General features: G+C 72.1%; 18 protein-coding genes and 1 pseudogene. 8 read left to right on the top strand and 11 right to left on the bottom strand.

The window, feature by feature from the left end; translation table 11 throughout:
- Positions 1-52: 52 nt before the first annotated feature.
- Complete coding sequence (locus P8T65_RS13935; RefSeq protein WP_013000557.1) at positions 53-265, bottom strand: EF-hand domain-containing protein; 213 nt, start codon at positions 263-265, stop codon at positions 53-55.
- A gap of 252 nt (positions 266-517) precedes the next feature.
- Here P8T65_RS13935 and P8T65_RS13940 point away from each other — a divergent pair, with 252 nt between their 5' ends.
- Positions 518-1,150, top strand: a complete 633-nt coding sequence (locus P8T65_RS13940; protein WP_316725724.1) for a GNAT family N-acetyltransferase — start codon at positions 518-520, stop codon at positions 1,148-1,150.
- Positions 1,151-1,255: 105 nt separating this feature from the next.
- Here the strand turns inward: P8T65_RS13940 and P8T65_RS13945 are convergent, their stop codons facing one another.
- The 5 genes from P8T65_RS13945 to P8T65_RS13965 all read right to left on the bottom strand — a co-directional run bounded on the left by P8T65_RS13945 (position 1,256) and on the right by P8T65_RS13965 (position 7,246).
- Positions 1,256-2,485 (bottom strand): YncE family protein, encoded by a 1,230-nt coding sequence (locus P8T65_RS13945; RefSeq protein ID WP_316725725.1) that lies wholly within the window; start codon positions 2,483-2,485, stop codon positions 1,256-1,258.
- A gap of 138 nt (positions 2,486-2,623) precedes the next feature.
- Positions 2,624-3,127 carry an anti-sigma regulatory factor gene (locus P8T65_RS13950; protein WP_184899603.1) on the bottom strand — a complete coding sequence of 168 codons (504 nt, stop codon included), beginning with the start codon at positions 3,125-3,127 and terminating at the stop codon, positions 2,624-2,626.
- Between the two features lie 564 nt (positions 3,128-3,691).
- Positions 3,692-4,459, bottom strand: a complete 768-nt coding sequence (locus P8T65_RS13955) for an enoyl-CoA hydratase-related protein (protein ID WP_316725726.1) — start codon at positions 4,457-4,459, stop codon at positions 3,692-3,694.
- A 107-nt stretch (positions 4,460-4,566) separates the two neighbouring features.
- Entirely contained in the window at positions 4,567-5,826 is a 1,260-nt protein-coding gene (locus P8T65_RS13960; RefSeq protein ID WP_316725727.1) for an Ig-like domain-containing protein, read from the bottom strand.
- 193 nt (positions 5,827-6,019) lie between these two features.
- The gene (locus P8T65_RS13965; protein ID WP_316725728.1) at positions 6,020-7,246 is read right to left on the bottom strand and encodes an Ig-like domain-containing protein; all 1,227 of its coding nucleotides are present in this window, start codon (positions 7,244-7,246) and stop codon (positions 6,020-6,022) included.
- A gap of 149 nt (positions 7,247-7,395) precedes the next feature.
- On the opposite strand from P8T65_RS13965, the gene glgX reads away from it, so the two are divergent.
- On the top strand, positions 7,396-9,651 hold the full coding sequence (gene glgX, locus P8T65_RS13970) for a glycogen debranching protein GlgX (protein WP_316725729.1): 2,256 nt from the start codon (positions 7,396-7,398) through the stop codon (positions 9,649-9,651).
- Positions 9,652-9,937: 286 nt separating this feature from the next.
- Here the strand turns inward: glgX and P8T65_RS13975 are convergent, their stop codons facing one another.
- The 4 genes and pseudogenes from P8T65_RS13975 to P8T65_RS13990 all read right to left on the bottom strand — a co-directional run bounded on the left by P8T65_RS13975 (position 9,938) and on the right by P8T65_RS13990 (position 13,751).
- Positions 9,938-10,630: a response regulator transcription factor gene (locus P8T65_RS13975; RefSeq protein WP_316725730.1), complete on the bottom strand. Its 693-nt coding sequence runs from the start codon at positions 10,628-10,630 to the stop codon at positions 9,938-9,940.
- Positions 10,623-11,938, bottom strand: a pseudogene (locus P8T65_RS13980) (sensor histidine kinase). The gene P8T65_RS13975 and the pseudogene P8T65_RS13980 overlap by 8 nt, the downstream one beginning before the upstream one ends.
- A gap of 29 nt (positions 11,939-11,967) precedes the next feature.
- Entirely contained in the window at positions 11,968-12,717 is a 750-nt protein-coding gene (locus tag P8T65_RS13985) for an ABC transporter permease (protein ID WP_316731581.1), read from the bottom strand.
- A gap of 38 nt (positions 12,718-12,755) precedes the next feature.
- On the bottom strand, positions 12,756-13,751 hold the full coding sequence (locus P8T65_RS13990) for an ABC transporter ATP-binding protein (RefSeq protein WP_316725731.1): 996 nt from the start codon (positions 13,749-13,751) through the stop codon (positions 12,756-12,758).
- 228 nt (positions 13,752-13,979) lie between these two features.
- Here P8T65_RS13990 and P8T65_RS13995 point away from each other — a divergent pair, with 228 nt between their 5' ends.
- Together P8T65_RS13995 and P8T65_RS14000 are read left to right on the top strand one after the other, a co-directional pair.
- Positions 13,980-15,956, top strand: coding sequence for an ABC transporter ATP-binding protein (locus P8T65_RS13995; RefSeq protein WP_316725732.1), 1,977 nt, complete (start codon positions 13,980-13,982; stop codon positions 15,954-15,956).
- On the top strand, positions 15,953-18,127 hold the full coding sequence (locus P8T65_RS14000) for an ATP-binding cassette domain-containing protein (protein ID WP_316725733.1): 2,175 nt from the start codon (positions 15,953-15,955) through the stop codon (positions 18,125-18,127). The genes P8T65_RS13995 and P8T65_RS14000 overlap by 4 nt, the downstream gene beginning before the upstream one ends.
- A 110-nt stretch (positions 18,128-18,237) precedes the next feature.
- Here the strand turns inward: P8T65_RS14000 and P8T65_RS14005 are convergent, their stop codons facing one another.
- The gene (locus P8T65_RS14005) at positions 18,238-18,891 is read right to left on the bottom strand and encodes an NAD(P)-binding domain-containing protein (protein ID WP_316725734.1); all 654 of its coding nucleotides are present in this window, start codon (positions 18,889-18,891) and stop codon (positions 18,238-18,240) included.
- Between the two features lie 99 nt (positions 18,892-18,990).
- Between P8T65_RS14005 and P8T65_RS14010 the strand changes: the two genes are divergently transcribed.
- The 4 genes from P8T65_RS14010 (at position 18,991) to P8T65_RS14025 (ending at position 23,579) form a co-directional block, all read left to right on the top strand.
- On the top strand, positions 18,991-19,407 hold the full coding sequence (locus P8T65_RS14010) for a helix-turn-helix domain-containing protein (RefSeq protein WP_316725735.1): 417 nt from the start codon (positions 18,991-18,993) through the stop codon (positions 19,405-19,407).
- 298 nt (positions 19,408-19,705) lie between these two features.
- Positions 19,706-21,469, top strand: a complete 1,764-nt coding sequence (locus P8T65_RS14015; RefSeq protein ID WP_316725736.1) for an ABC transporter ATP-binding protein — start codon at positions 19,706-19,708, stop codon at positions 21,467-21,469.
- Entirely contained in the window at positions 21,469-23,271 is a 1,803-nt protein-coding gene (locus tag P8T65_RS14020) for an ABC transporter ATP-binding protein (protein WP_316725737.1), read from the top strand. The genes P8T65_RS14015 and P8T65_RS14020 overlap by 1 nt, the downstream gene beginning before the upstream one ends.
- A 74-nt stretch (positions 23,272-23,345) precedes the next feature.
- The gene (locus P8T65_RS14025) at positions 23,346-23,579 is read left to right on the top strand and encodes a hypothetical protein (RefSeq protein WP_316725738.1); all 234 of its coding nucleotides are present in this window, start codon (positions 23,346-23,348) and stop codon (positions 23,577-23,579) included.
- Positions 23,580-23,798 lie beyond the last annotated feature (219 nt).

The raw sequence follows: 23,798 nt of genomic DNA on the forward strand, positions 1-23,798 counted from the left end.
GAAGGGGCGCCCTCCGTCGCACATGACGGAGGGCGCCCCTCGGCCGCTCGGCTCACTTGTCCAGGTGGGCCCAGAACTCGTCGAACGACAGGAGCTTGTCGCCGTTGAGGTCGCGGGTGCGGATGATGACCTCCGCCACCGACTCGGTGACGTTCCAGTCGCCTTCCTGGGCCAGGGCGGTCTTGAACTCGGCGGCGGTGATGAACCCGTCCCCGTCCGCGTCGATCCGCTGGAACTCCTTGCGCGCTGCCTCGATGTCCGCCACCGATCCGCCCCTTCTTGGTGCTCTGCCTCTTGTCGGGCAGTCCTGCCGACAGTCCTACTGACGCAGGTCAGATTAACCGGACACCCGAGCACGCCGTACGGCGACCACCCAGGCTTCGCCCACCAGCAGGCGGGCGTCGTAGCCGCGGGCGAGCTGCCCGATGGTGAAAAGGCCGGTGCCGTTCTCGATCATGTCTGCGAGTGTGGGGCTTCCAGTGGGTGGGGGCTCGAGGGCGGTGCGGGGAGTACGGAGATGGAGAGTCTGCGGGACATTCTGGACGCGGCGGCCGAGGGGGTCTTCCCGTCGGCGGACGGCGGTACGACCGTCGTCCCCCAGGACTCCCCCCGGGACGCGGGGGTCCTCTGTTTCACGGCGCACTCCGTCGTCTTCACGGACGAGGATCCGCGGTGGGTGCGCGAGCGCCTGGCGACGATGGAGTGCGACGCGCTGTCCGCGAGCATGAACCCCCGGTTCCTGGCGGCCCTCATGGAACGGACGGGCCGTACGGCCGAGACCATCGACGCGATGCTGGTCGCCCCGCCCCTGCCGGGCGAACCCCCGCTCCCGCTGCGCGAGATCCGGGACGCGGGCCACCCGCGCGTCGTGTACGCGCGGCGGCGCCGTGACGACGTACGGGTGTGGACGGTGGACGGCGGCGTCCTGACGACGGGCCGGGGGATCGCCGGGCGGCTGGAGGTCTCGGTCGAGGTGGACGAGGGCGTACGGCAGCGGGGGCTCGGCCGGACGCTGGTGCATGCCGCCCGCCATCTCGTCGACGAGCCGCTGTGGGCGCAGATCGCGCCGGGGAACGCCCGCAGCGTGCGGGCGTTCCAGTCGGCGGGCTATCGGCCGGTGGGCTCGGAGATCCTGCTCATTCCCCGGTAGCCCGACTTGTGCCAGGTCTTGCAGAGGTCGTGGTCGCAGGTCGTGGAGACGTACGACGAGGGCTGGTCGACCAGGACGTCGGTCTCGCTGTCGTACTGTCATGTGTCACCGGAAGATGCCCGTGTGCCCGAGGGAGTAGCGGCCCGGCTGCGGGTAGACCGCGAGGCCGTGCGGGCCGCTGCCGACGGGGATGCGGGCGAGTTGTTCCCCGGTGCGGGTGTCGATGGCGTACACCTCGGAGTCGTAGCGGCCGGAGAGCCACAGGACCTTGCCGTCGGCGGAGACACCGCCCATGTCGGGGCTGCCGCCGTCGGGGAGGTGCCACTTCTTGGTGAGCTTGTTCTCGGTGAAGTCGAAGACGGACACGGTGCCTTCGCCCCGGTTGGAGACGTACATCTCGCGGGAGTCGCGGCCGACATAGAGGCCGTGGGTGCCCTTGCCGGTGGGCAGCAGCTTCGGCTCCTCGAAGGTGTCGCCGTCCAGGACCCACATGCCGTGGGCCATCATGTCGGCGATGTAGAACCGCTTGCCGTCCGGTGAGATCTTCACGTCCTGCGGCATGGCCCCCTCGAACGGCAGCTTCCGCTGCCCGATCACCTTCATGCTCGCGGTGTCGACCTTGAGCAGTTCGCCGCTGAACTCGCAGGACACGATGAAGTAGGTGCCGTCGAGCGAGAAGTCGGCGTGGTTGACGCCGTAGCAGCTGACCGGCTCGGTCTTGATCCGCTTCATCGTGTGCGGGTCGCGGAAGACGAGTTCGCGGTCGAGGGAGGCCATGACGACGGCGTACTCGCCGTTGGGCGTGAAGTAGAGGTTGTACGGGTCGTGCACCTCGACCGGCTTGCCCGCCTTGCCCGTCCTCGGGTCGATGGGGGTGAGGGTGTGGCCCCGGTTGTTGTTGACCCAGAGGGTCTTCAGGTCCCAGGACGGGACGACGTGCTGGGGCTGGCGGCCCACCGGGATGGTCTCGACGACCTCGTAGGTCTTCGGGTCGATGACGGTGACCGTGTCGGACTCGCTGTTGGGCACGTACACCCGGGAGGGGAAGTCCTTGACCACCGGGGAGAGCCGGTTCGGGCGGTCGGCGGCGTAGACGTCCCCGGGGTCCAGCACGGGCGGCATGCCACGCAGGCCCCGGACGGCCGTCCGCTGCTGCTTCTTCTTCCGCTCGGCGGCCTCGGCTTCGGTGGCGGCCCGGTCGGCCCGGATGCGCCGCTCCTGCTCGGTGGTCCCGGCCTCGGAGCCGCACGCGGCGACGGCGGCGAGGACGGCGGCCGCGAGGAGGGCGCGCCGCACGAGGTGGTGCTGCTTGAGGGAGGTGCGGGTGGTGGTCACGCGACCTTTATAGGGAGGTTCACCATGAATGCCGGCGATTCGGCCGATCGACGGAGGTGCGTGGCGGCTGCCGCCGGGTGCGCGGCTCGACGGAGGTACGCGTGGTGACGGGCCGACGGGCCCGTGATCCTGACCTGTCTACCGGTCCGCGACTCTCATCTCGAACCAGGTCGTCTTGCCCCGGGGAAGCAGATCGACCCCCCACCGGTCCGAGAGCTTGTCCACCAGGAACAGGCCTCGGCCGCTGATGTCCATCTCCTGGACCGGCATCAGACAGGGCAGCCCCCGTGAGGGGTCGCGGACCTCGACGCGGATCCAGCCGGGCCGGCGGCGCATACGGAGTCCGAAAACGCGGGCGCCGGTGTGCCGTACGGCGTTGCCCACGAGTTCGGAGACGAGTAAGACAGCGTCCTCGGTCATCTTCGGCGACAGCCGCCACTGGCGCAGGACGACGACCTGGGCGAGCCGCCGCGCGGTGGCCGCGGACTCGGGACGGGACGGAAGCGGAACCTCTCCCTCGGTGGGATTGCCGAACAACTCCAGTGCCTTCTGCGCCCGTTCGTCCTCGATCGCAGGTGACCAACGCGCCGCGGTCGCACTCCCGTGCCGCCGCGGCTGTTCGATACCCTCCAGCCCCGCCATGACCCCATCATGGCCGCCCTGAGCCCTCTTCGGGGCCGTTCCACGGGAATACAACCCCCGGAACCAACCATTCCGGGGGTTTCGTTTGACATATGCCAGCGGCAGCAATCTGCTCGGCACAGCCCGTCTGGCCTGCGCGAACGACCTGAACTTCGGTCAGTGTCGGGTCTCTTGGGCGGGAATCCCTTAAGGCTGCCTTAAGGCTCGGATAAACCGCTCCTTCGGGGGACGTGGGTAATACACCGCGTCAACTGCAAGTCGATCAGCGGAACTTGTACGGCGGATTTCGGCCCCGGCCCGACCGTGCGTGCCGGTCGTGCGCGACGAGCCACGCCGACCACGCTCACGAGCCACGCCAGCCGGGCCGACAACGCGCACGAGCCGTGACGACCCTGCGCGGCGAGGCGCGCCGGTCGTGCTCGCGAGGCGCGCCGACCATGCTGACGAGCCCTGCCAACGTGCGCGACGAGCCGGGCCGGCCGTGCACGGCGAGGCGCGCCGACCCGCTCGCAGGGCGCGTCGGCCGCGCTCGCTCAAAGCATGCCCGCCGTGCTTCCCTGGCCGTCAGACGAACTTCGCCTTGCCCGGGCCCTCCTCCACGAAGCTCCGCATTCCGCGTTCGCGGTCCTCGGTGGCGAACAGCCCGGAGAACCAGTTCCGCTCGATGGCCAGGCCGGTCTCCAGGTCGGTCTCCAGGCCCGCGTCGATCGACTCCTTGGCGGCCCGCAGCGCGATCGCCGGCCCGCGCGCCAGCCTGGCGGCCCACTCGTGCGCGGCGGAGTACACCTCGTCGGCCGGGACGACCCGGTCCACCAGACCGAGCGTCAGGGCCTCGTCCGCCTTGACCATCCGGCCGGTGAAGATCAGGTCCTTGGCCTTGGAGGGGCCCACGAGCCGGGACAGCCGCTGGGTGCCGCCCGCGCCCGGGATCACCCCGAGCAGGATCTCCGGCTGGCCGAGCTTCGCGTTCTCCCCGGCGATCCGGTAGTCCGCGCAGAGCGCCAGCTCGCAACCGCCGCCCAGGGCGTACCCGGTGACGGCCGCGACGACCGGCTTGGGGATGCGGGCCACGGCGCTGAAGGAGTCCTGGAGGGCGCGGGACCGGGCGACCATCGCCGCGTGGTCCATGGCCTGCATCTCCTTGATGTCCGCGCCCGCCGCGAACACCTTCTCTCCTCCGTAGAGGACGACGGCGCGGACGTCGTCCCGTTCCGCCGCCTCCTCCGCGACTTCCTTGAGGCGGTCCTGGGTCGCGATGTCCAGGGCGTTCATCGGGGGGCGGTCGAGGCGGACGGTGCCCACACCTTCGGCGACTTCGAGATGGACGGTCATGAAGGCAGGTTAACGGCCACTAACGGCAACGGCCCCGGTGCCGTGCATCACACCGGGGCCGTACGTGCCTACTCCGGACCTGCTTCAGACGCTCAGGCGGTGGCGCCTCACGCCTTCCACTTGCTCCAGGACATGTTCCAGCCGTTGTAGCCGTTGTCCGGGTCGACGACGCGGTCGTTGGAGTTCTTGACGATCACCACGTCACCGACCATCGAGTTGTCGAAGAACCAGGCGCCCGGTGCCTTGCGGTCCCAGCCGCCGCGGGTGTCGCGCAGGCCGATGCAGCCGTGGCTGGCGTTGTAGTTGCCGAAGGCGCCGCCGCCCCAGTAGTTGCCGTGGATGAAGGTGCCGGAGGTGGTCAGCCGCATGGCGTCCGGCACGTCCTTGATGTCGTACTCGCCGCCGTAGCCGACGGTATCGCCGTTCATCCGGGTCACGCGCAGGCGCTCGCTGATGACCATCTGGCCGTTCCAGGTCTCCATGCCGGGCTTGCCGGTGGTGACCGGGATGGTCTTGACGACCTTGCCGTCCCGCTCGACCTTCATGGTGAGCTTCTTGACGTCGACCGTGGAGACCTGGCTGCGGCCGATGGTGAAGGAGATCTTCTTGCGCTGCTCGCCGTAGACGCCGTCGCGGCCCTCGACACCGTCGAGGTTGAGGTCGACGGTGACCTTGGTGCCCGCCTTCCAGTACTTCTCGGGGCGGAAGTCGATACGGTCGTTGCCGAACCAGTGGCCCTCGACGTCGACGGCCGGCTCGGTCTTGATGGTGATGGCCTTCTCGACGTCCTCGGGGGCGGTGATGCCCCGGGTGAAGCGGACCGAGAACGGCATGCCGACGCCGACCTTCGAGCCGTCCTCGGGGGTGAAGATGCCAACGAAGGTGTTCTTCGGGGTCAGGGTGGTGAAGGACGAGTCCTCGGCCGCCTCACGCCCCTCGGCGTCCTTCGCCACGGCGTGCACCTTGTACTCGGTGGCCGAGTTGAGGTGGATGGACGGCGTCCAGCTGGAGCCGTCCTTCGCTATCTCGCCGGCGATCTTCTCGCCCTTGTCGTTCTCGACCGTGACCTCGGACAGCTTGCCCTTGGCGGCGGTCACCTTGAGCGCGCCGCTGGTCGCCACGGCATCGGCGCCGTTCTTCGGGGCGATGGAGACGACCGCCTCCGAAGGCCCGGTGGCCGCCGCCTTGTCGGAGGCGCTCTTGTCGGAGCCCTTCCCCTTGTCGCCGCCGGAGCCGGAGTCCGAACCCCCGCCTCCGCCGCACGCGGTGACGGTGAGCAGCATCAGGACCGGCAGCACGGCCAGGGCCCCCTTGCGCCGCCGCGTACGCGCGCCAACCGACGCCCCCGATATCGGTCGCCCGTTCAACTCTCTGTTCTCCCCTCGCACGGCCTGAGCAGGCCCGCACCCCTACGCGCAGCGTGCGCGTACGCACGTACATTAACCAGATGATCGGAATGGATGGGTCTCGGTGAATGTCACCGTTCAGTCCCAACTTGGATGATCACGCGCGTCCCCCCTGCCGGTGCCGGGCCGGGTGCCATGTCGTCGCTATGTCGGCCTACTTCACCGCCGCACCCGCTTTCCATTCCTTCCACCCCATGTTCCACCCTCCGAGGCCATTGTCGGGAGCGACCGTTTTGTCATCGCTGTTCACGACCTCGACGACGTCCCCGACGAGGCTGCGGTCGAAGAACCAGCCTGCGGGGGTGCCGGAATCGCCGCCCTTCACATCGCGCAGGCCCACACAGCCGTGGCTGACGTTGGCCCGGCCGAAGGCGTCCGGCGCCCAGTAGTTGCCGTGCAGGAAGGTGCCGGAGGTGGTCAGGCGCATGGCGTGCGGAACGTCCGGGATGTCGTACTCGCTCTTGCCGTTCGCCTTCCTGAAGCCCACGGTGGCCCCGTTCATCCGGGTCACCTCCAGCATCTCGGTGACGACCATCTTCCCGTTGTACGTCGTGGTCCTGGGCGCCCCGGCGGTGATGGGGAGGGTGGCGAGCACCCCGTCGCCGCGTTCCACGCGCATGGTGTGCCGGGCCGCGTCGACCACGCTGACCTGGTGGCGGCCGACGGTGAACGAGAACGTCCTGTCCTGCTGGCCGTAGACGCCGGGCGCGCCCTCGACGTCGCGCAGGCGCAGGGCGACGGTGACCCTGGTGCCGGGCCTCCAGTACCTCTCGGGGCGGAAGTCGAGGCGGCCCCCGCCGAACCAGTGCGGGCGGACCTCGACGGCCGGCTCGGCGGTCACCTCGACGGCGCGTTCCACGGCCGCGCGGTCCTCGATCACCCGGTTGAACTCCAGTGAGACGATCATCCCGGTGCCGACGGTGGCCCGGTTCTCGGGTGTGACGTACGCGATGAAGCGCTCGTCGGGGACGTGCGTGGTGAAGGTGACGTGCCGTGCCGAGCGCCGGCCGTGGCCGTCGAGGGCGACGGCGTCGACGGTGTACCGGGCGGCCAGCGCGAGCTTCCGTGAGCCGGTGGGGCGCCAGGTCAGTCCGTCGGCGGAAAGCCGTCCCGGGACGGGTGACTCCTGCGCGTCCTGGGACTTCACCACCTTGACGGACTCCAGGCGCCCGCTGGGCACCCGTACTTCGAAGCGCTGCTCCGGGCGCACGCCCTTGCTGCCGTCCTCCGGTGTGACCCGGATCGTGTCGCCGGGCGCCTTTCCGCTGGTGAGCGGCGGCCCGGCGGTGCATCCGGCGACCCCGGCGAGCAGGCCGGCCCAGGTGAGCGCGGCGGCCAGGGCGGCCCCGGCGCGGCGCGCGTGCTTCTGTGCGTGGTTCACGTGCGGCCCAACGACGGCGCACGCCCCCGGGAAACGTGAGTGCGAGGCGTGCTCTGGGCAGAACCCTTGGGAGGACGACGCGATGGGGAGCGGTGACGGGACATCTCGCTCCCCTTCTCCGTCGCCCACCGAGCCGCGGGAGGCCTGAGGTGTCGAGCGCAGCCGAGCAGGACGAAGTACGGGGGACGCGGGGGGTGCCGGCCGCGCGTCCGGCCACCGTGCTGAACGGCGACCGGCGTGACGGGGCCGCGCCGGAGCCGAGGCCCGTGTGGCCGGGGGCGCCGACACCGCTGGGGGCGCGGTTCCGGGTGGGCCCCGACGGGGTCGCCGGCACCAACTTCGCGTTGTGGGCGGGCGGGGCGGAGTCCGTCGAGCTGTGTCTGTTCTCGGCGACGGGCGAGGAGACCCGGCTGGGGCTGACCGAGCTGACCCATGAGATCTGGCACGGCTTCGTACCGGGCGTCCTGCCGGGGCAGCGGTACGGCTATCGCGTGCACGGCCGCTGGGACCCGTGGACCGGCGCCCGCTGGAACCCCGCGAAGCTCCTCCTGGACCCGTACGCGCGGGCCGTGGACGGCGATTTCACCCTCCCTCCGGAGGTGTACGCGCACGTCCGGGACTGGCCCGAGCAGCATGTCGCCGACACGGTGCGCGACGAGAGGGACTCGGCACCGCACGTCCCGAAGGGCGTCGTCGTCCATGACGACGACGACTGGGCCGACGACCGCCGCCCGAAGACACCGTGGGCGGACTCGGTCATCTACGAGCTGCACGTCCGCGGCTTCACCATGACCCACCCCGGCATCCCGGAGGAACTGCGCGGCACGTACGCCGGTCTCGCGCACCCCGCCGCGATCGAGCACCTGGTGAAGCTGGGGGTGACGGCGGTGGAACTGCTGCCCGTGCACCAGTTCGCCCACGAGGACCATCTGCTGCGCCGGGGCATGCGCAACTACTGGGGCTACAACTCGATCGGCTACTTCGCCCCGCACGCGGCGTACGCCTCGTCGGGCACGACCGGGCAGCAGGTCGGGGAGTTCAAGCGGATGGTGCGGGCGCTGCACGCCGCCGGTATCGAGGTCGTCCTCGACGTGGTCTACAACCACACCGCCGAGGCCGACGAACGCGGCCCGAGCCTGTCGCTGCGCGGCATCGACAACCGGGGCTACTACCGCCTGCAGCACGACGCGCGGCGCTACGCGGACTACTCGGGCTGCGGCAACACCCTGCACGTGGTGCAGCCGCACGTGCTCCGTCTGATCACCGACTCCCTGCGCTACTGGGTGACGGAGATGGGCGTCGACGGCTTCCGCTTCGACCTCGCCGCCGCGCTCGCCCGCTCGATGCATGACGTCGACATGCTCTCCCCGTTCCTCGCGGTCATCGCCCAGGACCCGGTGCTGCGCCGGGTGAAGCTGATCGCCGAGCCGTGGGACGTGGGTTCGGGCGGCTACCAGGTCGGCGCCTTCCCGCCCCTGTGGACGGAGTGGAACGACCGGTACCGGGGCGCGGTCCGGGACTTCTGGCGGGGTGCGCTGCCGGACGTGCGGGACCTCGGCTACCGGCTGTCGGGCTCCAGCGACCTGTACGCCTGGGGCGGCCGACGGCCCTACGCCTCCGTCAACTTCGTCACCGCCCACGACGGTTTCACCCTGCGCGACCTGGTGTCGTACGAGCGCAAGCACAACGAGGCGAACGGGGAGGGCAACCGGGACGGCTCGGACGACAACCGGTCCTGGAACTGCGGCGCCGAGGGGGAGACGGACGACGAACGCGTACGGGCGCTGCGGCGGCGCCAGTTGCGCAACCTCTTGACCACCCTGCTGCTCTCCACGGGGGTGCCGATGCTGGTCGCAGGCGACGAACTGGGCCGCACACAGGGGGGCAACAACAATGCGTACTGCCAGGACAACGAGATCAGCTGGATCGACTGGAGCCTGCTGGAGGACCCCGCCTGGAAGGCCCTCTTCGACCTCACGTCCCGGCTGATCGCGCTGCGCCACGCGCACCCGGTCCTGCGCCGCCGCGCCTTCTTCTCCGGTCGCGCCCACTCGGCGGACGGGCTGCGCGACCTCGCCTGGTTCACCGCCCGCGGCACGGAGATGACCGAGCGGGACTGGTACGCGCCGGCGGCGACGCTGGGCATGTATCTCTCGGGCCGGGACATCCCGGGCCGCGACGCGCGGGGGGCTCCCGTCCTGGACGACAGCTTCCTCACGGTCCTGCACGCCGGCGACCGTCCGGTGAGCTTCGTACTGCCCGGGACACCGTGGGCCAGGCAGTACGAGGTGGTCGTCGACACGTCCCGGGAGGAACAGGGGGAGGGACCGGGGGCGCTGCACCGGGCGGGGGAGACGGTGACGGTACCGGCGCGGTGCGTACTGCTGCTGCGGGTGGCCGACTGACTCTCCTTCGCCCCCGCCGCCCCTACCCGTCCCGTCCCCAGGGGCTGCGCGCCCCTTCGACCCCCGCGTCAAAGACTCGGGGCTCCGCCCCGGACCCCGTTCGCGCAGTTCCCCGCGCCCCTATTAGGGGTGCGGGGAACTGCGCGAGAAGCCCCACCGGGCCCGCGGACGACCGACGACCGAGCGGGTCGAAGGGGCGCAGCCCCTGGGGATGGGACGGGTAGGGGCGGCGGGGGCGAGAAAGAGCGCATCAGGCCACGGCAAGGTGCGGGCTGCCGTGCCCCGGCTAGCCGAGGATCCCGCGTTCGTACGCCTTCGCCACCGCCGCCGCCCGGTCCTTCACGCCCAGTTTGGCGTAGAGGTGCGTGAGGTGGGTCTTGACCGTGGCCTCGCTGATGAAGAGTTCGCGGGCGATCTCACGGTTGGCGGTGCCCCGGGCGACGAGTGTGAGGACCTCGCGCTCGCGGGCGGAGAGGGGCTCGTGGGCGGGGGCGCGCGGGGTGCGGACCGCCGCCACCAGACGGGAGGCGATCGCCGGGGAGAGGACGGTGCGGCCCTCGGCGGCCGCGCGGACCGCCGTGAACAACTCCTCGCGCGGCGCGTCCTTGAGGAGGTAGCCCGTCGCGCCCGCCTCGATCGCCGGGAGGGTGTCGGAGTCGGTGTCGTACGTGGTGAGGACGAGGACCTTCGCGCGGGCCGCCCGGCGGGTCAGCTCACGGATGGCGTCCACGCCTCCCCCGCCCGGCATGCGCAGGTCCATCAGGACCACGTCGGGGTCGAGCGCGGCGACGAGTTCCACCGCCTCGACGCCGCCCGACGCCTCGCCGAGGACGGCGAAGCCGGGCGCGGACTCGAACATGCCGCGCAGACCGTCCCGTACGACGGGATGGTCGTCGACGATCAGCAGGGAGACGGGATTCTCCGGATGCGGATCCGGGGGTGGATGCGGGGGTGAATGCGGGTGCGCCTCGTCAGTCATGGCGGACCAACGGTACGCGAGCCGACAGGGCCGTGCCCTGGCCCGGCTCGGACTCGACGGTGAGGGTGCCGGCGATGCGCTCGGCGCGGACCCGCATGCCGTCGAGTCCGAAGCCGCCGGTGCCGGTGCGCTCGGGGACGGCGAGGGGGTCGAACCCCCGGCCGTCGTCGCGGATGTCGAGGATGACCTCGTCGCCGAGGAAGGAGAGGGTGACGCCGACGCGGCCGGCGCGAGCGTGCCTGGCCGCGTTCGACAGGGCTTCCTGGGTGATGCGCAGGAGCGTCGCCGCGACCTCGTCGTGCAGCTGCTCCACCCCGCCGGTGACGATGAACTCGGCCCGTGCGCCCGTCCGTTCGCCCCATTCCGCGACCGTCTTCTTCAGCGCCTCGGGCAGCCCGTCGTGCTCCAGGGCGACCGGCGCGAGATTGTGCACCGCGCGGCGGGCCTCACCGAGGCTGTGGCGGGCCAGGTCCGAGGCGCGGGCGAGGTGGGTGCGGGCGACGGCGAGGTCGGGGGTGATCGCCACGACCTGGAGCTGGGCGATGATGCCGGTCGGCCCTGGGCGATGGTGTCGTGGATCTCGGCGGCCAGCCGCCGGCGTTCGTCGGCTACCCCGGCCTCCCGTGCCTGGACGAGGAGTTGGGCGTGCAGCGCGGCGTTCTCGTCGAGGGCCTGCTGGAGGGCGGCGTTGGTGCGTTCGAGTTCGGCGATGGTCGCCGTGCGCTCGCGGGTCCGCCGCTCCTCCTGCTCGGTGAGATGGGCGATCACCATCTGCAGTCCGGAGTTGGCGGCCAGCAGGGCGGCGAAGACGGCCCAGCGGGCCGCCCCGTCCGGCGGCAGCCCGCCGGACTGCGCGCCCGCCACGGTGACCGCGGAGGCGAACAGCCCGAGCCGTCGCCATCGGCCCGGCAGTAGGTCCGCGTCCATGTAGCCGGTGGCGGCGTAGAACGCGAAGAACGGGTTGATCCAGGTCAGGGCGAAGGCGATGGCCCAGCGTACGACGTAGTAGCCGGTCCCGGCCGGGGACGGGGTCAGGCAGCGGTGACCGGCCGGGCGGGGGCCCGACGGGTGGGTGCCGGTCAGGTAGGAGCCGGTCGGTGGGCGTCCGCCGCGGGTGACGTGCCACCACACCTGGAGCGCGACGGCGGCGACGATCAGGGCCCCGGCGACGTACCACTCGGTGGCATCCGCCATCAACTCGCCGGCGGCGAGGACGGCGAGGACGGCGCTGACGCCGAGCAGCCCGTAGGGCCCCCAGGGGTGGAACTGGTCCCAGCGCCGCTCGATCATCCGGTCCGCCGCGGTCATCTCCCCAGTCTGCACGGCCGGTGCCCCGCCTACTCCCATCGGAACCAGCGTGCGGCCGCGGCCGTGAGCAGCACCGTCCACGCCACCAGGACACCGAGGTGGTCCCAGCCGGGCCGGGCGCCCGCCGCCGCCTCGTTCAGTGCCTGCGCCGCCGCGCCGAACGGGGTGAGTCCGACGGACCGGGCCAGGACGTCCGGCATGGTCTGCACCGGCATCCACACACCCGCGCAGAACATCGCCGGGAAGAAGACGGCGGAGCCGATCGCCGCCGAGATCCTCGTGGTGCGGGACAGCGCGCAGATCACGGCGCCGAGGGCGAGGGCGACCAGGACGGCCAGGAGGAGGGCCACCGCGTAGCCGAAGGGCTGCTCGGGCAGCCGTACGTCGAAGGCGAGCCGGCCGACCGCCAGGGCGAGCAGCGCCGACACCAGGGCGGCACCTCCGTACAGGACCATCTGTGCGGAGAGCAGGGCGGCGGGGCGGACCGGGGTCGTGGACATCCGGCGCAGGACGCCGCGTTCGCGGTAGCCGGTGAGGATCTGGGGCATCGCCTGGATCCCGCCGACGATCAGCCCGAGCAGCACACTCACGGGGACGTAGCCGTCGACCGGGCGCAGCCCGCCGAAGGCCGGGTCGGCCTCGCGGAAGGACGGGATCGAGCCGAGGATCGCCAGCAGGACGGTCGGGAAGCCCAGGATCCAGAAGAGGCTGCCGGGCTCCCTGCGGAAAAGGCGGACCTCGCTCTTCAGTACGGCGGTGTCGACGAGTGCGGTGCTCATGCCGCGGCGCCCTTCGCCACGGCGGTCGAGTGCGGTGCTCATGCCGCCGCTCCCTTCGTCGGCTCTGTCCGGTGCGTGCCCTCGGTGCGGTGCCTGCCCTCGGTGCCGCGCGGCCGCGTCGTCTCGTCGGTGAGGTCGAGGAAGGCGTCGTCCAGCGTGGCGTCGGTGACCCGGAGTTGGTGGGCGGTGGTGTGGGTGCGGGCGAGGAGGGTGAGGACGGCGTTGACGGTCTCGTCGGTGCCGGAGAGGGTGACCCGGCCGTCCTTGTGCTCGACCGCCGCGAGCGCGGGCAACGCGTTCAGGTCACGGTCGTCCAGCGGGGCGGAGGGCGTGAAGCTGATGACGGTGGCGCCCGCCGAACGCCGGACGAGCCCGGCCGGGGTGTCCAGGGCGGCGACCCGGCCCTGGTCGATCACGGCGATCCGGTCGCACAACCGCTGCGCCTCCTCCATGAAGTGGGTCACGAGCAGGACGGTCACCCCGCCCGCGCGGATGTCCTCGATCAGCTGCCAGGTGTCCCGGCGGGCGCGCGGGTCGAGGCCGGTGGTCAGCTCGTCCAGGACGACGATCCGGGGATCGCCGACGAGGGCGAGCGCGATGAACAGCCGCTGCTTCTGGCCACCGGAGAGCTTGGCGAACCGGGTGCCGAGCCTGGCCGTGAGGCCGAGGCGTTCGGCGAGCGGCCGCCAGTCCAGCGGGGCCGGGTAGAAGGCGGAGTACAGCTCCAGCGCCTCGCGCACGGTGAGTTTGGGCTGCAGCTCGCTCTCCTGGAGCTGCGCGCCGAGCAGCAGACGAGTGGCCCGGTGTTCGGTGACCGGGTCGAGGCCGGCGACCCGGACCCGGCCCGCGTCGGGCACGCGCAGGCCCTCGACGCATTCGACGGTGGTGGTCTTGCCGGCGCCGTTCGGGCCGAGGATCCCGAAGATCTCGCCCTCCTCGACGGTGAAGGAGACACCGTCGACGACGGCGCGGCCGCCGTAGGTCTTGCGGAGGTCGGTGACCTCGATGACGGGTGTGGACGACGTGTGTGGCATGTGCCGAGAATCCCGGCGGGACCCGGGCGCGCGCATCGGCCATCGCGCTCGAACGGGCATCAGCCGATCGGTCGATGCGCCGGTACGACCCGCTCCGACCTGCCCGTACGCTCCTCCGGCGGCGCGGGTCGCGGGACGCTCGGCGGATCGTCGTAGGACTCACGACCGATGGAGGTCCGGCCAAAACTCGGTGGGCGTTGTCAGTGGCTATCCGTAGGCTCGCTGCTGATGCCCACGACACGTGCCACCGCAGAGGAACCCGACCGGACCGAGGAACCAGGGGCGGCCTCCGAGCCCGCGGACGCCGAGCGGGCTGAGTCCTGGCCCGCGGAACCCGAGTGGGCCGAGCCGCCCGCGAAGGCCCCGGGACGCTCCGCCGTACGTACGCTGCTGCGGCTGTGGCCGTATGTGCGGCCCGTGCGGGTGCGGCTGTCCGTCGCCGCGGTGGTCGCGATCGTCGCCTCCCTCGTGGGCCTGTTCATCCCGCTGGTCCTGAAGTGGATGGTGGACGGCCCGGTCGCCGACCGGGACCCGGCGGGCGTGTGGCTCGGCGCGCTGTACCTGCTGCTCCTCGGGCTCACCGAGGCCCTGCTGTTCGGCCTGCGGCGCTGGCTCGTGGCGCGGCCCCTCGCGGGGGTCGAAGCGTCGATGCGCGCGGATCTCTACCGCCATCTGCAACGCCTCCCGGTCGCCTTCCACGACCGCTGGGCCTCCGGTCAGCTCCTCTCGCGCGGGACGACCGATCTGATGCTGCTGCGGATGTTCCTCGCCTTCCCGCTGACGTTCCTGCTGGTCAACGCGGTCACCATCGTGGTCGGCGTGATCATCATGCTCGCCCAGGACTGGACCTTGGGGCTCGTCATCCTCGGGCCCGTCGTACCGGTGATCGTGACCTGCGTCGTCTTCGAGCGGAAGTACAACTCCGTCGCGCGCCTCGCGCAGGACCAGGTCGGCGACCTGACGACGGTCGTCGAGGAGAGCGTCCTCGGGATCCGCATCATCAAGGGGTTCGGGCGGCACCGCAGCCAGGCGCGCGCGTTCCGCGAGCTCTCCCGGACCCTGCGCGGCACGGAACTGCGCAAGGCCCGCCTGCTGTCGGTGATCTGGGGCGTCATCATCACGCTCCCCGAGATCGCGATCGGCGCGGCCCTCGTCCTCGGCGTCGTCCAGGTCGCCGACGGCGTGCTGTCGGCGGGCACCCTGGTCGCCTTCCTGTCCACCGCGCTCGCGCTGCGCTGGCCCGTCGACTCCATCGGCTTCCTGCTGGCGATGAGCCAGGAGGCGGCGACGGCGACGGAGCGGTACTTCGAGGTGATGGACGAGGAGCCGGAGTCCGGCGACCCCAAGGGGTCCGGTGCCCCGGCGCTCCGCCCGGCCGGGGACGGCGGGACCGGGTACGGGTACGGGTACGGGGACGGGGAGGACAGGGCCAGGGAGGACGGGGCCGGGAACGGCGGAGACGGCGGGCTCCGGTTCCACGGCGTCACCTTCCGCTACCCCGACGCCGCTCCCGGCAGCGCCCCCACCCTCGACCGCATCGACCTGCACATCCGGCCGGGCGAGTCGATGGCCCTGGTCGGTGCCACCGGCTCCGGCAAGACCACCCTCACCGCCCTCGTCCCCCGCCTGCACGAGGTCACCTCCGGCCGCATCACCCTGGACGGCGAGGACATCGCCACGATGCCGAGGGACGCGCTGCGCGGCCTGGTCGCCGTGGCCTTCGAGGAACCCACCCTGTTCTCCGCCACCGTCGGCGAGAACGTGCTGATGGGCGCCCCGCCGGACGCGGGCGGGACCGAGCTGGACCGGGCCCTGGCCATCGCCCAGGCGGAGTTCGCGCACGCGCTCCCGCAGGGCACGGCCACCCAGGTGGGCGAGCAGGGCCTCAGCCTCTCCGGCGGCCAGCGGCAGCGCCTGGCGCTCGCGCGGGCGGTGGTCGGCAGACCCCGCTTCCTCGTCCTCGACGACCCGCTGTCGGCGCTGGACGTGCACACGGAGGCCGCGGTGGAGGCCGCGCTGCGCCGGGTGCTCGCGGAGACGACCGCGCTGATCGTGGCGCACCGCCCGTCGACCGTACTGCTCGCCGACCGGGTCGCCCTGCTCTCCGGCGGCCGGGTCACGGCCGTGGGCACCCACCAGGAACTGCTGCGCACGAACACCGAGTACGCCCATCTGATGTCCGGCACCGAGGAGGACGAGCGATGACGGCGCCCCTGACCACCGCGCCGAACAAGGAACCGAACGAGGAGCCGGACGACGTGTCGACCGGGGAACCCAACGGTGATCCGGGCGGTGAACCGAGCGCGGTGCCGAGCGATGATCGACGCGCGGTGCCGAGCGATGATCCGCGCGCAGTTTCGAGCGGAGCGTCGGGCGCAGTGTCGGGCAGCGAGGCGAACGGGCATCCGGCGGGGCGTTCGGGCACGGTGACGTCCCTGGAGAAGTCGCCCGAAGGCGACCGGCCGACCCCCGCGCCCGACGGCGACCGGCCCACCACCGCGCCCGACGGCGACCTGTCCGCCCCTCCCGGGGGCGCGGCCCCCACGCACCGGGCTCCTGCATCCGCCGCCGCCCCCGCCCCCGCCGAAGACCCGTTCGACCACGACGACCTCCCCACTCCCCCGGGCGCCACCCTCGCCCTGCTGCGCTCCCTGCTCGCGCCGATGCGGACCCGGGTGATCGTGGCGAGTGTGCTGCTCCTGCTCCAGCAGGCCGCCGTGCAGGCGGGCCCGCTGCTGGTGGCGTACGCCATCGACAGTGCCGTACCGGCACTGCGGGACGGCCGGCACGGGCCGCTGATCGCGGTGGCGGCCGGTTATCTGGCGTGCGCGCTGGCGGCCGGCGGACTGCAGTACCTGTTCATCGGGGCGTCCGCGCGGGTGAACCAGGACGTGCTGCTGGATCTGCGCGGCCGGATCTTCCGGCACGCGCAGGCACTGAGCATCGACTTCCACGAGCGGTACACCTCGGGTCGGCTGATCTCCCGGTCCACCACGGACGTCGAGTCGCTGCGCGAACTGCTCAACGAGGGGCTCCAGGAACTCATCGGGGTGATCCTCGCCTTCGTCTACATCTCGGCGATGCTGCTCTGGCTCGACCTGGGCCTCGGCGCGGCGGCGCTGGCGTCGTTCGTACCGCTGTACGGGTTCGTGCGGATGTACCAGCGGCGCGCGGCGAGCGTCTACACGGCCCGGTCCAGCGCGATCGCCGCGGTGATCGTGAAGTTCGCGGAGACGATGAACGGGATCCGTCCGGTGCGGGCGTTCCGCCGGGAGGCCGCGAACGACGCCGAGTTCAGCGCGCTGAACCGGCACCACGAGCGCAAGAACGGCGACGCGATCCTGGAGATGGCCCGCTATGTGGTCTGCTCCCGGGTGGTCGCCAACATCACGGTCGCGGCGATCGTACTGTGGAGCGCGTACCGGGTGGCGTCGGAGACACTGGCGCTGGGTGTGCTGGCGGCCGCGGTGCTGTATCTGCGGCGGCTGTACGACCCGATCGACCGGCTCGGCATGTTCCTCAACTCGTACCAGTCGGCCGCGGCCTCGCTGGAGAAGATCGCCGGGCTGCTGGCCCAGGCCCCGTCGGTCCCGGAGCCCGCCGAGCCGAGGGAACTGCCGGTGCCGGACCGTGAACTCCCCGGCCGGGAGGTCGTGTTCGACGACGTACGGTTCGCGTACCGCACCGGCGGCGAGGTCCTGCCCCGTTTCGACCTCACCCTCGCGGCAGGCAGCACGGTGGCGGTGGTCGGCTCCACCGGCGCCGGGAAGTCGACCCTCGCCAAGCTGGTGGCCCGCTTCTACGACCCCTCGTCCGGGCGGGTCCTGCTGGACGGTGTCGATCTGCGCGACCTCTCGGTGCCCGAGCTGCGGCGCGGGGTGATCATGGTGACGCAGGAGTCGTTCCTGTTCTCCGGCACGGTCGCCGAGAACATCGCCATCGGCAGCCCCGACGCGGGCCGCGAGGAGATCGAACGCGCCGCGAAGGCCATCGGCGCGCATGACTTCATCACCGCGCTGCCCGACGGCTACGACACCGACGTACGCAAGCGGGGTGGCCGTATCTCCGCCGGTCAGCGTCAACTCGTGGCGTTCGCACGGGCGTTGCTGGCCGACCCGGCCGTCCTCATCCTGGACGAGGCGACCAGTTCGCTCGACATCCCCGGCGAACGGGCGGTCCAGCGCGCGATGGCGACGGTGCTGCGCGGGCGTACGGCCGTGGTGATCGCGCACCGCCTCTCCACGGTCGAGATCGCCGACCGGGTCCTGGTGATGGAACACGGCCGCGTCGTGGAGGACGGCACCCCGGCGGACCTGATCGCAGGCAAGGGCCGCTTCGCGGACCTGCACCGGGCCTGGCGGGACAGCTTGGCGTGACGCCCCCTGCAGGACGCGGACGCTCGATCCGGGATGGCGCGATCGGTGCGCGCGGTCCTCGGAGCACGCGGGTGCGGACCGGCTCTCCCCGTCCGATGGGGGGCAGCGGGTCAGTCCCGCACAGGCGACGACGACACGCGAGGCACCGCGGAGTTGGGGTCGAAGCCGGCGAAGACCAGGCCGATGACGAAACCCGCCACTTCCTCCAGCTGGCGGACGCGATCGAGCGCCCCGAGGATCGCCGGAGTCCCGCCGACGTCACGTGCCAACTCGCCGACGACACGCAGTGCCGCGGGATCGTCGCCGCACATCGCCACGGTCACGACGGCCCGGTCACAGCCGGGAACGCTCGTCCACTGACCGGCGGGAAAGAGATGGAAGGCCTTGACGACATGAGCCCCCGGAGCGAGCCCGGCGATCCGCCTCGCCATCGACTCGCCGTGCTCGGTGAGCAGTTCGCCGACTCCATGCGCGACGGCGTTCGTGGGATCGATCAACGGCGTCCCCGCAAGCAGACCTTCGGCCGCGCCCGCCAGTCCCAGCATGTCCTCGACGCCGTCCCAGGACACGGCGAGCAGCACCGCGTCGCGCCCGATGACCGCCTCGCGCGGCGCCACGGAGTGCACTCCGTGGCCCAGTCGCTCGGCGAGCTTCTCCGCCTTGCCCTGCGACCGCCCGCCGATCGCCACGTCGTGCCCGGCGCGGGCCCAGCCCTCGCCCAGGGCCGCCGCCAATGTCCCCGTTCCCAGGATCCCGATGCGCATCGTCGCTTCCTCTCATGTGGCGGTCGAATGGGCAGTCACGTTAGGCAAGGCGTCACGCACCGATCGGTGCGTGACGATCGCGCGATGATGGGCGACGAGATGACTGATCACGAAGGCCCCTGCCACGAGTTGGTCGCCGACTGCCGGCTGCGTGCCGCCACCGATCTCCTCACCCACACCTGGGACCCCGTGGTGCTGGCGGCTCTTCGCCCGGGCCCGCGCCGCCGCCGCGAGCTGCGCGTGGCGATCGGCGGCATCAGCGACAAGGTCCTGACCGACGCCCTGCGTCGTCTGCTCTCCAACGGCCTGGTCGACCGCCAGGCACGTGCCGAAGCGCCACCTCGCGTCGATTACAGCCTGACAAGGCTGGGGCAGAGCCTCGTCGAGGGGCCCATGGCGGCGCTCGGACGCTGGGCGACCGAGCACGGTGACGAGTTGCTCGAAGCCCAGGAGAACGCGCCACGCAGAGCACCGGACCCGGCAGTGCCCCCACCAGGAACGCGACGAGTCGGATGAACGCCCTCCGGCGAAGCCCTTCGGCGAGCCCCTTTGACGTTCCCGCAGGTCGTACCGGCACGAGGAACCGTCCGCCGACGAGGCGACGAGCACGTCATGGAAACCCAGTTGCCCGATCCGGACGCCGCTGACAGTGTCGCGAGCATGCCTGTCTTCTCCGCGCACGACGGGACCGGCCTCGCCGCGGCCATGTGTCCGAGAGGGACGCGGGGAACCGCGTGAGCAGCACCGTCCAGCTCCCCGTCCAGCCATGGCCGAAGCCGAAACACGACCTGTCCCACACCTGAATCGGGGGCCGATGATCAACGCGTACGAGGACCCCGGCATCCCCGACCGCCGGGGTGGCGCCCGCTACCTGTGGTGGCTGGTCAAGCAGCAGGCCGGCCGTTCCGCCCTGGGCTCCCTCATCTCGTGCGTGTGGATGGTCCTGCTGGCGGCCACCCCGTATCTGCTCTCCCGCGCGATCGACGAGGGACTGGAACCCGGCGACCACCGGGCCCTGGTCGGCTGGACCGCCGCCCTCTTCGGTGTCGGCGCCTTCAACGCCTGGCTGAGCATCATGCGCCACCGCACGATGACCCGGGTCCGGATGGACGCCAACTTCCGCACGGTGAAGGTGGTGATGGCGCACGCCGTCCGGCTGGGAGCGGCGCTGCCCGGCCGCGCCGGCGCCGGGGAGGTCGTCACGATCGGCGTGGGGGACGTCCAGACGATCGCCGGGTCCCTGACGGTCATCGGGCCGGGGGTCGGCGCACTCGCCGCCTACCTGGTGGTCGCCGGACTGCTCGTGTCGGTCTCCCTCCCCATCGCGGCGGTCGTGCTGCTGGGGATGCCGTTGATCGCGGTGATCGTGGGGCCGATGATGCGGCGGCTGCAGGGCACGGAGACCGAGTACCGCGAGCGGCGGGGCGTGCTGACCGCGCGGATCGCCGACCTCGCGGGCGGGCTACGAGTCCTCAACGGGCTGGGCGGCAAGGGGCTCGTCGCCGGCGCGTTCCACCGGGACTCGCAGCGGCTGCGGGCGCAGGGGTACCGGGTGGGAGCGGTGACCAGCTGGATGCAGGCGCTCGGGGTGGGGCTGCCGACGCTGTTCCTCGCGGTGGTGACCTGGCTGGCGGCCCGGCTCGCCGCGCAGGGGGCCATCACCGTGGGCGAGTTGGTGTCGGTGTACGGGTACGTCACCGTGCTGGTGCGGCCCGTGTCGTACTTCGTCGACTGGGGTTACGAGGTCAGCCGCGGGGTGGTGGCCGCGCGGCGCGTCATCCGGTTCCTGAACCTGGAGCCGCTGCCGGACCGCGGCACGACGGACGCCCCCGCCGAGCCGTCGACGCTGCACGACCCCACGTCGGGGGTGCGGGTGCCGCCCGGCCGGCTGGTCGCGCTGGCCGCCGACCGGCCGGCCGACGCGGCGGCCGTGGTGGACCGGCTCGGACGGTACGCGCCGACCGCGGTGACCTGGGGTGGCATCCCGCTGGACGCGATCCCGTTGGCGCAGGTCCGGGCACGGATCCTGGTCGCCGACCACGAGGCCGACCTGTTCGCGGGCCGGTTGCGCGATCTGCTCGGCGGGCACGGGGACGTCGACGACGAGACGGCCGGGCGGGCGCTGCGAACGGCGGTGGCCGAGGACATCGTGCAGGGCCTCGCGGACGGCCTCGACTCGGCGATCGACGCCCAGGGCCGCAATCTCTCCGGCGGTCAGCGGCAGCGGGTACGGCTCGCGCGGGCGCTGGTGGCCGACCCGGAGGTGCTGCTCGCCGTCGAGCCGACCTCGGCGCTGGACGCGCACACGGAGGCCCGGGTGGCCGGACGGCTGCGGGCCGCCCGCGCGGGCCGTACGACCCTCGTCACCACCACGTCGCCCCTCGTCCTCGCCCACGCCGACACCGTCCTCCACCTGGTCGACGGCAAGGTCTCGGCCACCGGCACCCACCACGAACTCCTCGCCGCCGAACCGGGTTACCGCAACTTGGTGGCACGGGACACGGGAGAGCCGGAGGGGGCGCGCGGCGGGGAGGACACGGGTGGCGCGGGGCGCACGGACGCGGAGGTCGTACGGTGATGGCGACGGCGGCAAGAGCCAGAAAAGCAGCGGCGGTTGATCTCGACCCCCATCCCTCCGGGCGGCTGCCCATCGCCGACGCGCGGGCCGTGCGGCGGGCGACCGTGCGGCTGGTGCGGGCGGACGGGCGGGCCTTCCTGGCCGTGCTGGGGCTGAACGGGGCGGCTGCCGCCACGGGGCTCGCCGGGCCGTGGCTGGTGGGGCGGATCATCGACGAGGTGCGCGGCGGGGCCGGCGTCGGGGTCGTGGACCGGCTCGCGGCGGCGATCCTGCTGTGCGCGGTGGCGCAGTTGCTGCTGGCGCGCTGGGCCCGGTACGTGGGGCACCGGTTCGGGGAACGGACGCTGGCGCGGGTGCGCGAGGAGTTCGTGGACCGGACCCTGGCGCTGCCGGCGTCGGTCGTGGAGCGGGCGGGGACCGGCGATCTGACGGCGCGCGGCACGGCCGACGTGGACGCGGTGGGCAGGACCCTGCGTGACGTGGGCCCCGAGTTGCTGATCAGCTCGGTGCAGGCGCTGTTCCTGATCGGCGCGGTGTTCGCGTTGAACCCGCTGCTCGGGGTGTGCGCGCTGGTCGGGCTGAGCGGCATCGGGGTGGTGCTGCGCTGGTATCTGCGCCGGGCGCGCGCCGGTTATCTCGCGGAGGGCGCGGCCGGTTCGGAGGTGGCGGAGATCGTCGCGGCGACCGCGTCGGGGGCCCGTACGGTCGAGGCGCTGCGGCTGGAGCACCGGCGGATCACCGCGAGCCGGGACGCGCTGGAGGAGTCCCGGCGCCGCCGCTTCCACACCCTGTTCCTGCGCACGGTGTTCTTTCCCGGGGTCGAGGTCTCGTACTTCGTGCCCCAGGTCCTCGTGCTCCTCCTCGGCGGTGTGCTGCTCGCGCGCGGCGCGGTCACGCTGGGCGTGGTGGTGTCGGCGGCCCTGTATCTGCAGCAGCTGAGCGGCCCGCTCGACGAGATCCTGATGCGGGTGGAGCTGCTGCAGAGCAGCGGCGCCTCGTTCGCCCGGGTGGAGGGTCTGGCCGGGGCGCCGCGCACCGGCTCCGCCGCCACCCCGGAGCCCGCGGACGACCGTATCGACGTACGGGGTGTCCGGTACGCGTACGAGCGGGGCGGCGAGGTGCTGCGCGGTGTGGATCTGACGGTCCGCCCGGGAGAGCGGCTCGCGGTGGTGGGCCCGTCCGGCGCCGGGAAGACGACGCTGAGCCGCCTCCTGGCCGGCATCGACGCGCCGACCGCCGGGAGCGTGACGGTGGGCGGGGTGCCCGTCGTCGACCTCGCCCCCGAACGGCTGCGCCGCCAGGTGGTCCTGGTCACCCAGGAGCACCATGTGTTCCTGGGTACGGTCCGGGACAACCTCCTCATCGCCGAACCGGCGGCCACGGACGGGGAGTTGTGGGCGGCGCTGTCGGCGGTGGGCGCGGACGGCTGGGTCCGTGACCTGCCCGCCGGGCTGGACACCCGCCTCGGCGAGGGCGGGCGCCGCACGGACGGCCCCCAGGCGCAGCAACTGGCGCTCGCCCGGGTGGTCCTGGCCGACCCGCACACCCTCATCCTCGACGAGGCCACGGCCCTCCTCGATCCCACCACCGCCCGCCACACCGAGCGCGCCCTCGCCGCGGTCCTGCACGGCCGCACGGTCGTCGCCATCGCCCACCGCCTCCACACCGCCCACGACGCGGACCGGGTGGCGGTGATGGAGGACGGCCGCCTCACCGAACTAGGCACCCACGACGACCTGGTGGCGGCGGACGGCGCGTACGCGGCGCTGTGGCGGCGGTGGCACGGGGAGGAGACGGCGTGACAGTGACGCGGGGCCCGTGCGGTCCGACGAACGCGCACGGCCCCGTGCGAGGATTACCGAACAGCCTTACGACGATGAGAAGAACGCCTCCTGTGATGCCGCCGATGTGCGTCGTCTGCCCTCGCAGGCCGCACGACGACAAGACTTTCTCCGAGTTCACCCTGGTCTACTTCCGGGCGACCCGGACGTATGACGACGACTGGGTCGGTCACCCGGAGAGCGCCGTCTGGTTCTGCAACGACCACGTGCACCTGGCCGAGGGACTGACCGACCTGACGGCCCCCGAGGCGCTGGAACGGATCAGGTAGGGCAGCTCCGCGGGCCTCCGCCCTCCGCTTTCCGCGCTCGGCCCTGCGCCCTCGGCCCTCTGCCCCACCAGGTGAACGCTCCGTTTATCGAACATGATCAACCGGGCAACGGACCATTTCCGGCCAACTTATTGACGCGCCCCTGACAGGAAGCGCAATCTCCTGCCACTCTGCCCACAGCCGCGGCACAGCAACCTCACAAGCAGCGCTGTGACGTGC

Origin of the sequence: Streptomyces sp. 11x1 (genome assembly GCF_032598905.1) — a bacterium.
Lineage (GTDB): Bacteria > Actinomycetota > Actinomycetes > Streptomycetales > Streptomycetaceae > Streptomyces.

Coding starts and splice junctions, on each gene's coding strand:
- P8T65_RS14010 (WP_316725735.1), top strand. CDS start 18,991: ATGACTGATCACGAAGGCCCCTGCCACGAGTTGGTCGCCGACTGCCGG.
- P8T65_RS13975 (WP_316725730.1), bottom strand. CDS start 10,630: ATGACTGACGAGGCGCACCCGCATTCACCCCCGCATCCACCCCCGGAT.
- P8T65_RS13995 (WP_316725732.1), top strand. CDS start 13,980: ATGCCCACGACACGTGCCACCGCAGAGGAACCCGACCGGACCGAGGAA.
- P8T65_RS14000 (WP_316725733.1), top strand. CDS start 15,953: ATGACGGCGCCCCTGACCACCGCGCCGAACAAGGAACCGAACGAGGAG.
- P8T65_RS13985 (WP_316731581.1), bottom strand. CDS start 12,717: ATGAGCACCGCACTCGTCGACACCGCCGTACTGAAGAGCGAGGTCCGC.
- P8T65_RS13990 (WP_316725731.1), bottom strand. CDS start 13,751: ATGCCACACACGTCGTCCACACCCGTCATCGAGGTCACCGACCTCCGC.
- P8T65_RS13955 (WP_316725726.1), bottom strand. CDS start 4,459: ATGACCGTCCATCTCGAAGTCGCCGAAGGTGTGGGCACCGTCCGCCTC.
- P8T65_RS13940 (WP_316725724.1), top strand. CDS start 518: ATGGAGAGTCTGCGGGACATTCTGGACGCGGCGGCCGAGGGGGTCTTC.
- P8T65_RS14020 (WP_316725737.1), top strand. CDS start 21,469: ATGGCGACGGCGGCAAGAGCCAGAAAAGCAGCGGCGGTTGATCTCGAC.
- P8T65_RS13950 (WP_184899603.1), bottom strand. CDS start 3,127: ATGGCGGGGCTGGAGGGTATCGAACAGCCGCGGCGGCACGGGAGTGCG.
- P8T65_RS14025 (WP_316725738.1), top strand. CDS start 23,346: ATGAGAAGAACGCCTCCTGTGATGCCGCCGATGTGCGTCGTCTGCCCT.
- P8T65_RS14005 (WP_316725734.1), bottom strand. CDS start 18,891: ATGCGCATCGGGATCCTGGGAACGGGGACATTGGCGGCGGCCCTGGGC.
- P8T65_RS14015 (WP_316725736.1), top strand. CDS start 19,706: ATGATCAACGCGTACGAGGACCCCGGCATCCCCGACCGCCGGGGTGGC.